This window comes from Desulfurella sp. (assembly GCF_023256235.1).
Lineage (GTDB): Bacteria > Campylobacterota_A > Desulfurellia > Desulfurellales > Desulfurellaceae > Desulfurella.
In genome coordinates, this window is record NZ_JAGDWY010000067.1 from 89,922 (window position 1) to 98,483 (window position 8,562).

The window sequence follows — 8,562 nt, forward strand, 5'->3', positions numbered from 1 at the left end:
TTTATAGTAATGATTTATGTTGTCTTGAATCGTTTTTTGAGGATTAATCGGTATGGCTAACTCATTTGTTTTTTCAAGAGGTTTTAGGTAAATTATATCGGCATTGATATACTTTAAGTTAGAAATATTTTCAAGTAAAGTGTCAGCGTACAATTTAAAAGTTTGAGCATCCTCGGCTTTTTTGATATCACTTTGGATTTTTTCAATTTTTTCGCTTAATTTTTTAATTTTTTTATCTAAAAATTTTATAATTTTAGTATTGTTTGAGTCTATATTGATATTTTGTTTAAAAATTAGTTCAAAAAGCTCGTTTTCTTCAATAACAGATGTATCTAAACCAAAATTAAGTAAAAATGGATATACAAATTTCTTTTTGTTGTAAGTATAGCAAAATAACCTGTCTGATGGTTTTTTTATTGTTTCTATGAAATTTTCTAAATTTTCCTCATTTATGAAGTTTTTTGTAAAGCTGTCTATACCTAAGATATTTCCTTTTTTTATAGCATTTTTTAAAGTATTTATATCTGATAAAGCTACATCTAACATTTGAGGTGGTTTTTTGTAAATTTTGCCTGGCACGATTTGTCTTTTTTGGTTTAAACGGAACACCTCAATTATTTTTTGAGCGTTATCGCATAGCAATAGATTTCCATTTCTTCCTGTAATTTCAAATATCAGATAATAGTGGTGCTCAATGTCTAACCTTTTATCTACAAGATAGAGTGTCAAAACACGCTCAAGACCCGTAAAATCTACATCAATAATTTTGAGTCCACTAATTTTTTTATGTAAAGATACAGCAAAATTATTTTGTGTTTTTTCAAGTTTATAATTACCGAAAAATAAAGCAGTTGGAGAGTTTAATTTAAATAGAATGGCTAAATTATTTTTTAAATTTAAAAAGATTGTATCATCATGTGCATAAATATTAAAAATCCTTTCTCCTATCGATCTTTCTTTTATTTTTCTTGCAAAAAAGTTAAATAAAAAGTTGTTCATAAGCCAAATAAACTCCTCAAAAGGAGGAGTTTATTTTTTTCTTTCGCTAAGTCTTTTTTTCTTGAGAGCCTTTTTGCGAGCAGCCAATGCTTTTTTCTTTTTCTTTTCGCTGGGTTTTTCATAATGCTCTCTTTTTTTAATTTCAGAGAGAATACCAGCACGCTCGCATTGCTTTTTAAATCTTTTGAAGGCTTCTTCAAAAGATTCATTGTCTCTTACATAGACACCCGGCAAACAAATCACCCCTTTACTATTTAAAATTAAAAACATTATATTAAAAAAAAGAGATTGGGTCAACATCAAAGTTTAGGTTTTTATCTAAAAGTTCAGCTGTTATAAATCGAAGTGTTTTAAATATATCATTTGTTTTTATAATTATATGGTATCTGTATTTATTTTTTATTTTATCTATTGGACATTTAGTCGGTCCAAGAAAACTAAATCCACCATTTTTCAATATTTCAAAACATTGTTGTATGTTTTGTTTTGCAATTTTTTCATTCGTATTTTGAGAAATGATTCTTATTAAATGTGAAAACGGTGGATAAGTTAGAGATTTTCTCAAATTGATTTCTTCTTTTAAAAAACCTTCATAATCATGATTTATTATAAAATTTTCTAACCTCGAAGGTAATTTTGACTCAATAATAACATTTCCTTTTTGCTTGCGACCACTTCTACCTGCTGTTTGAATAATGAGTGAAACACACTTTTCATCTGCTCTAAAATCAGGCAAAGCAAAAATTGATTCAATGTTTGATATTATTACTAAATTTATTTTTTCTATATCGTAGCCTTTTGATATCATACTTGTACCCACTATAATGTCTATTTTACCATCAAGCAAATTTGAAACTATGTTATAAGCGTTTTTTTTTGATGAAGCTGTATCTCTATCTAATCTTGCAATATTGATATTTCCAAAATTTTCGCGCAAAAATTCTTCCATTTTCTGTGTACCTGTACCAACATCTTTTATATTGTAACTGGAACAGTTTGGACATTTTTTTGGTATTTCAAAGCTTGATTCACAAAAATGACATTTAAGATCCTTTGTTTTTTTATGATAAACAAGCGAAACATTGCAATTTGGGCATCTAAAAATATAACCGCAGTCACCACAAATCAAAAAATGTGCAAAGCCTCTTCTATTTACAAGGATCGCGCAAGTTTGTTTTTCTTCTATTGATTTTTTTATGTATTCTTGTGATTTTATACTCAAAAGAGTATTTTCTGGTTTTGAAAACTCAATTACAGGTAACTCACAATTATTTATTCTATTATTAAGTTTAAATAATTTAAATTTTTTTGTTATCGAGGCTTTATAATAAGTTTCCACTGTAGGTGTTGCACTTGATAGAATGACTGGAATATTTAGTTGTTTTGCCCTATATATAAGCAGGTCTTTGGCGTTATATGATGGCGTATTTTCTTGTTTGTATGAATCATCATTTTCTTCATCTACCACTATTAAGCCTGTATCAGATAAATCTACAAAAGCAGCGGAACGCGTACCAAGCAATACCCTTTTTTCTTGTTTTTTAAACATTAACCACTCGAGGAATTTTTGTTTTGGTGTAAGTTGAGAATGATATACACCAACTGTATCAAGAAACTTTTCTTCAAAAACCCTTTTGTATTGATTTGTAAGCACAATTTCTGGTACCAACACAAGGGCGTTTTTTCCTTTTTCTATTACGTCTCTTATTAAATGTAAAAATATTTCTGTTTTGCCAGATCCTGTAACACCAAATATCAAATTAACATTAAAGTTTTTTAGATCAATAGATTCATAAATTTTTTTTTGTTCATCGTTTAAATTAAAAAATTTTTGATGGTTAATTTGTTTTTTAATAGAATTTTTTTCAAAATTTATTGGTTCTTTTGAAAAAGCTTTAGAAGGCAGGGCATTTCTTAGAATTAGACCTCTTGGAGATAAATAATAATAACTGGCAAAATTAATTGTTTTTATTAACTCTTCACTTATAGCCGGTTTATTATCTAATATAGCTATAACTTCTTTTATATCGTCTATATTTATTTGTGTTGTTTTTTCAAGAACGATGCCGACTTTTTTCCTATTGTTGAAATCCACCAGCACCCGTGAGCCGACTTCAATATTTTGTGTGCTTTTATATGTAAAACTTTTGCTTAAAGCAATGTTAAATAGCACATTATAGTAATTCATAAAAAAAATTTTATCATACAATCACTTAAAAATAAAATTATTATTACTTGTGAGGGTTTATTTTTTCTATTTCTATGTGTAAAAAAAGTTTGTTATAGGTTTTTTGAAAATAATTTGATAATTCTTTATTATTGAGTTGTTTATATATGTCTATATAATACTTCAAAACCTGTTTTAAATGAGTGCTTGCTAATTGATTTTTACTTTTAGATAATGTTTTTACCCAATCTTTGCTTATTTGTTCGCCTTTATTTTTGTTAATTTGATACTCAACAGGACCCATCATATCACAGCCTGGAATGTAATTATTATAGCAAGCAATAGAAAAATAGATAAATGCATTTTTATAATCATTTTTTTTCAAAAATTCAATAGCCTGATTGTATAAAATCTCACCATTGCTTAATGCTTTAGAGGTTGTGTTAAAGAGTAAAACAAAAAAACAAATTACCACAAAAATTTTCATACAACAAATAGCAATTGTTTTTATTTAGATCTCAATTGTTTAAAGCTAAAAGGGAAGAAATCCCTTTTAGCTAGCAGGCAAAAGTGTTTTTAAAAGCACAGTAACGACAATAACAAATATTAATGCCAAAACACCAATTAAATATTGCATAGAATATTCTTTAGATTCTGTGCGGTTTTTGTTGACATAAGATACAATGTATTGCATAAAACCCATAAAAAATCCGCCGATAGCTAATGTTATTATAAACGAAACTAAAGTATTTGCACCAAATAGTGTGTGCCAGTAAACTTGGCCTAAATCACTTGATACATAAAAATCTTTCTCAAATGGAAAACCGAATATAAATATAGCCATTCCAACAAGCATTCCCAGTCCAAATACCATAGCATCTTTTTTACCACTTGCTATGGCTGCTACAGAAGTACCTGGACAATAACCACTCATTGCCATGCCAACGCCAAATAATAACCCTCCAAATATATAAGGCCATAAGTATAAATTTGGTGTCCATATATTTTGTATCTGGATAAGACCCAGTGAGCCAAATACCAAAAACCAAAATGTGGATGTCAAAATAGCTGTAACCATCATCTGTATGACGCGATTGTTTCTAAAATAAAACTCATCTGTGATGTTTTTACCCGAAGCAAAGCCTGTTGCTTCCAAAAAAAATCCAAACAAAAAGCCTCCAAATATTGAAAAAATCATATTTGTCTGGCCAGATATAACACCGTTTATATAAAGTGGAGCACTCATAACCACTGCCTCCTAAATAATCTTGCTGTAAGATACACACCAGCAAATACACAGAACAAAAATAACCAGCCACCTATTGAATATGCACCTGCGCCGGCTAATCCTTGACCGCTTGTACAGCCTCTTGCGTATCTAGTAGCATAAGCAATTAAAATGCCGCCAAAAAATGCCATCGCATATCTGTAAGATGTTGAAGTAGTTTGGCCTTTGTCCACTGAGAATCTTAATCTGCCACCAATGAGTGCACTAACAAAACCGCCAATAAAAATACCAATATCGATAAAGAAAATACGATTGTAAAGAATATGTGTTATTCCATGTTCACCTAAATCTTTTGCCGTATATGCATTTGAAGCAATGTATGACTTGGAAAATAAAGCAATTATAAATGCTGAAGCTTGAGAAAAACCACCGCTTGCTCCAAAGCCCGCACCAGATACATAATAAAATATAAAAAGCGTTGTGCCAACAAGAAAACCACCAATTAAGGTTCCCCAATAACCTCTTTGTTGCATAAAACCTCCCATTTTTTGATCTTGATGTGAAGTTTATTATTTTTAAGTCTAATATCAAGAATGATTTATTCATTTAAATTACTTACTTATTAATGATAAAACCGCTACAGTTTCAAAATGATAGGTATTTGGAAACATGTCAAGTAAAAAAATATTTTCAATAGTGTAATTTTTCAAAATAGATAAATCCCTTGCAAGCGTTGGTGGCTCGCATGATACATATATCACTTGATCTGGTTTTTTATTGTTAACAAAGTGCATTAGATTCAAGCTTCCATTTCGTGGGGGATCAAGTATTAATGTATCAATCGGTTTTTTGTAATCTAGTGGTTTATTTAAATCATACTGAGTTGCTTTAATATCAAGCGATAATCTTTTTGCGTTTTGTTTTAATGTCTCAATGGATAACTCATCAATTTCAAAAGCTTCGACTTTGTGGTTTTTAAGTGCCAAAGGTATTGTAAAGTTCCCAATGCCGCAGAATGCTTCAAAAACATTTTCACCTTTAACTAAACTTAGTATAAGATTAATAAGTGTTTTGTTTGCATCAAGATTGACTTGAGTAAAAGAGCCCATTTTATAATCAATGTAAACATCTTTTGCAATAAAAGATAAGTCTAATCTTAACGGTTCATTTTTATTTGTAGCCAGTTTAAAAAAACTGTCGACTTCTATTTCTAAATCTTTATGATTTTTTATATAACTATTTATTTGTTTCACAAGTATCGGGCAATAGTTTATTTCTAGAAATTCATTGGAGTTTTGTTTAAAAAATCCTATTTTTTCAGCTTTTTTTTGAAATTTTACCCTGTGTCTGTAAAATGTTTGTTTGCTTTTTATTATTTCAACATTATCTAATGATATATGTCCTATACGCTTAAGTATATTTTTCAATATTTGAGATTTAATATTTAACTGTTGATTGTAGTGGATATGTTGATAGTGACAACCGCCACATATACCAAAATAATTGCAAAAAGGCTTTTTTCTGGTTGCAGTGCTTTCTAAAATATCTATAGCTTCTGCTATAAAATAGTCTTTTTTTTCTTTTGTAATTTTTATTGCTACTTTTTCATTTGTTTCTACAAAAGGAATAAACACTATTTTGCCATTTATGAAAGAATAACCATAGCCCTTATAAGCCTGTCCAGCAATTTGCACAATCTCAAACATCAACGCAATTATACTTATATAATTTTTAATGACAATTTACTTGAAATTATAGCTATTCGTAACTAAATTAATTAAAAATACAAGGAGGCTGTATGAGAAAAGAAACAGATTCAATGGGCGAGGTTATGGTTCCAGATGAAGCATACTTTGGTGCCCAAACACAAAGAGCTATAGAAAATTTTAAGGTATCAGGTAAATCTATGCCTTTGGATTTCATATATGCTCTAGCTACAGTAAAGCTTGCGTGCGCTTTAAGTAATAAAGAGCTTAAATACATTGAAGAGAAAAAAGCTGATGCAATAATCCAGGCCTGTAAAGAAATTTTAGATCATAAGTTTGACAATCAGTTTCCTGTAGATATTTATCAAACGGGTTCTGGTACTTCAACAAACATGAACATTAACGAAGTAATAGCAAACAGAGCAACAGAGATTTTGGGAGGTAAAAAAGGTGGAAAACTTGTTCATCCAAACAATGATGTAAATAAAGGCCAATCTAGCAATGATACAATCCCAACTGCAATGCATATAATGATTGTAGAGCTTTCAAAAAAGAAGCTTTTGCCGGCACTAGATGGTCTCAAAGAAGCATTAGAGTATAAAGAAAAAGAATTTGCAAATATTGTAAAAATTGGCAGAACACACATGCAGGATGCAGTGCCTATTAGGTTATCTGATGAATTTGGTGCATACAAAACTCAGATTATTGGCAATAAAACGCGTATCACATTTGCTTTGGAAGGTTTAAAAGAACTGGCTTTAGGGGCAACAGCTGTTGGGACTGGCTTAAATGCACCAAAAGGTTTTGCCAGGCTTGCAATAGAAAAAATTTCTGAATTTACCAATACAGATTATAAACAGGCACCTAATTTATTTGAAGCCATTGCATCAAAAGATGCTGTAAATTTTTTTGCATCAAGTTTATCAACATTAGCTTCTAGTATGATAAAAATTGCAAGCGATATAAGGTTTTTATCCTGTGGTCCAAGATGTGGGATTGGTGAGCTGATTTTAAAAGATTTACAGCCAGGTAGCTCAATTATGCCAGGCAAAGTAAACCCGGTTATCCCAGAATCAGTTTTACAGGTTTCCTATAGTGTGATTGGTTACTCTCAGATAGTTAATATGTGCGCTCAAGCAGGTGTATTGGAGCTAAATGTTATGATGCCAGCTATAATTTACCATATAAATGAAGCGATAAACATAATGTCAAATGTCATTGATGATTTTAGTACAAAATGTATTTTACCAATTAGAGCAAATAAAGAACGTATAAATAGTTTTGTGGAAAATTCTTTAGCACTTGTTACGCCCCTAGCTTTGATTATCGGATATGACCAGGCCGCAACAATAGCACATGAAGCCTATATAACAAATAAAACAATAAAAGAAGTGGTTTTAGAAAAAGGTATTCTCACAAAACAACAAGTAGATGAAATTTTAGATCCACACAAAATGGTCTAAATTTTTTTAATAACAATGGTATTTGCTGGACAATAAATATCTATAACAGGTTGATTTTTTAATAATTCAAGAGCTTTTTTAACCTTGTACTCGTATGATATATGTGTATAGACTTTGTATACTATTAAAACCAAAAGTAATATAATTATTAATACAATAATTTTCCTTGCATTCACAAATCCAAAAATATTCTATTTTAAAAAATTGTCAAGAGATTTTTTACTTTTCTTTAGTCATATATTGACTGATCGGTGTTTTTGGTATAATTTTAAATAAAAATAGGAGGTTTGATATGAAGATAGAGGGTAAGAAGTTAGGTTTACTTACATTAAAAAATCCATTTATTGCCGCACCTGTTAAGACTGCTTATGCAGATTTAGAATCGCATGTAAATCAGAGGCATTTAAATTACTACGAAAATTTGGCTAAAGGGGGTACAGCGCTAATAATTATTGAACCTACCGCCGTATTAAAAAGTGGTAGAGAACACCCAAAGCAATTATGCATTGATGAAGATTACTGTATAGATGAGCTTTCAAAAATAACAAGAGTTATACACGATAATGGTTCTTTGGCATGTATAAACCTAAATCATGCAGGTAGGGCTGCAAACCCCAAAGCAAGTGGCGTAGTATTGGCTCCAAGTGCTATAATGTGTCCATCTACTATGCAAACACCAAAAGAGCTTACTAAAGAGCAAATTAAAGAAATTGTTAAGGCTTTTGGAAAAGCGACTGTAAGAGCAAAAAAAGCAGGATTTGATGCAATAGAAATACAGGCTGGCATGGGTTATTTAATAGCCCAATTTTTAAAAGATCTTACCAATAAGCGCAATGATGAGTACGGAAAAGATAAATTACTTTTTGCAAAAGAAGTTTTTGAAGAAGTAGCTAATTTTAGTAATGGTTTAGAGTTAATTTTGAGAGTATCTGCAAATGAATTTGTTGAGGATGGAATTGTTGAACAAGACAATGTGGAATTAATTAATATGGCTAAAAA

At 30.1% G+C, this 8,562-nt stretch carries 9 protein-coding genes and 1 pseudogene; 2 read left to right on the forward strand and 8 right to left on the reverse strand.

Annotated features, from left to right (window positions below; translation table 11 throughout):
- From Q0C22_RS07265 to Q0C22_RS07295, 7 genes are all read right to left on the reverse strand, one after another.
- The coding region (locus Q0C22_RS07265) for an NFACT family protein (RefSeq protein WP_291493259.1) at positions 1 to 999 on the reverse strand (999 nt) is incomplete at its 3' end.
- A gap of 30 nt (positions 1,000 to 1,029) precedes the next feature.
- Positions 1,030 to 1,233: a 30S ribosomal protein S21 gene (gene rpsU, locus Q0C22_RS07270; protein ID WP_025391390.1), complete on the reverse strand. Its 204-nt coding sequence runs from the start codon at positions 1,231 to 1,233 to the stop codon at positions 1,030 to 1,032.
- Between the two features lie 40 nt (positions 1,234 to 1,273).
- A complete protein-coding gene (priA, locus tag Q0C22_RS07275; protein ID WP_291493261.1) occupies positions 1,274 to 3,187 on the reverse strand; it encodes a primosomal protein N' in 1,914 nt (637 codons plus the stop codon).
- A 43-nt stretch (positions 3,188 to 3,230) separates the two neighbouring features.
- Entirely contained in the window at positions 3,231 to 3,653 is a 423-nt protein-coding gene (locus tag Q0C22_RS07280) for a hypothetical protein (protein ID WP_291493263.1), read from the reverse strand.
- A gap of 66 nt (positions 3,654 to 3,719) precedes the next feature.
- Positions 3,720 to 4,412: a DUF6691 family protein gene (locus tag Q0C22_RS07285; protein WP_291493265.1), complete on the reverse strand. Its 693-nt coding sequence runs from the start codon at positions 4,410 to 4,412 to the stop codon at positions 3,720 to 3,722.
- Positions 4,409 to 4,927: a YeeE/YedE thiosulfate transporter family protein gene (locus Q0C22_RS07290; protein ID WP_291493268.1), complete on the reverse strand. Its 519-nt coding sequence runs from the start codon at positions 4,925 to 4,927 to the stop codon at positions 4,409 to 4,411. Before Q0C22_RS07290 ends, Q0C22_RS07285 begins: the two co-directional genes overlap by 4 nt.
- A gap of 78 nt (positions 4,928 to 5,005) precedes the next feature.
- The gene (locus tag Q0C22_RS07295; protein WP_291493270.1) at positions 5,006 to 6,100 is read right to left on the reverse strand and encodes a methyltransferase; all 1,095 of its coding nucleotides are present in this window, start codon (positions 6,098 to 6,100) and stop codon (positions 5,006 to 5,008) included.
- Positions 6,101 to 6,192: 92 nt separating this feature from the next.
- On the opposite strand from Q0C22_RS07295, the gene Q0C22_RS07300 reads away from it, so the two are divergent.
- Entirely contained in the window at positions 6,193 to 7,563 is a 1,371-nt protein-coding gene (locus tag Q0C22_RS07300) for an aspartate ammonia-lyase (protein ID WP_291493272.1), read from the forward strand.
- On the opposite strand, the gene Q0C22_RS07305 is transcribed toward Q0C22_RS07300, so the two are convergent.
- Positions 7,560 to 7,739, reverse strand: coding sequence for a hypothetical protein (locus tag Q0C22_RS07305; protein ID WP_291493274.1), 180 nt, complete (start codon positions 7,737 to 7,739; stop codon positions 7,560 to 7,562). The two genes, Q0C22_RS07300 and Q0C22_RS07305, sit on opposite strands and share 4 nt — an antisense overlap.
- A gap of 116 nt (positions 7,740 to 7,855) precedes the next feature.
- Between Q0C22_RS07305 and Q0C22_RS07310 the strand changes: the two are divergent.
- Positions 7,856 to 8,562: pseudogene (locus Q0C22_RS07310) on the forward strand (NADH:flavin oxidoreductase); the annotation flags it as partial.

Bases quoted from the DNA above. Each gene is read 5' to 3' on its own strand.
- priA (WP_291493261.1), bottom strand. From the start codon at position 3,187: ATGAATTACTATAATGTGCTATTTAACATTGCTTTAAGCAAAAGTTTT.
- Q0C22_RS07280 (WP_291493263.1), bottom strand. From the start codon at position 3,653: ATGAAAATTTTTGTGGTAATTTGTTTTTTTGTTTTACTCTTTAACACA.
- Q0C22_RS07285 (WP_291493265.1), bottom strand. From the start codon at position 4,412: ATGAGTGCTCCACTTTATATAAACGGTGTTATATCTGGCCAGACAAAT.
- Q0C22_RS07290 (WP_291493268.1), bottom strand. From the start codon at position 4,927: ATGCAACAAAGAGGTTATTGGGGAACCTTAATTGGTGGTTTTCTTGTT.
- Q0C22_RS07295 (WP_291493270.1), bottom strand. From the start codon at position 6,100: ATGTTTGAGATTGTGCAAATTGCTGGACAGGCTTATAAGGGCTATGGT.
- Q0C22_RS07300 (WP_291493272.1), top strand. From the start codon at position 6,193: ATGAGAAAAGAAACAGATTCAATGGGCGAGGTTATGGTTCCAGATGAA.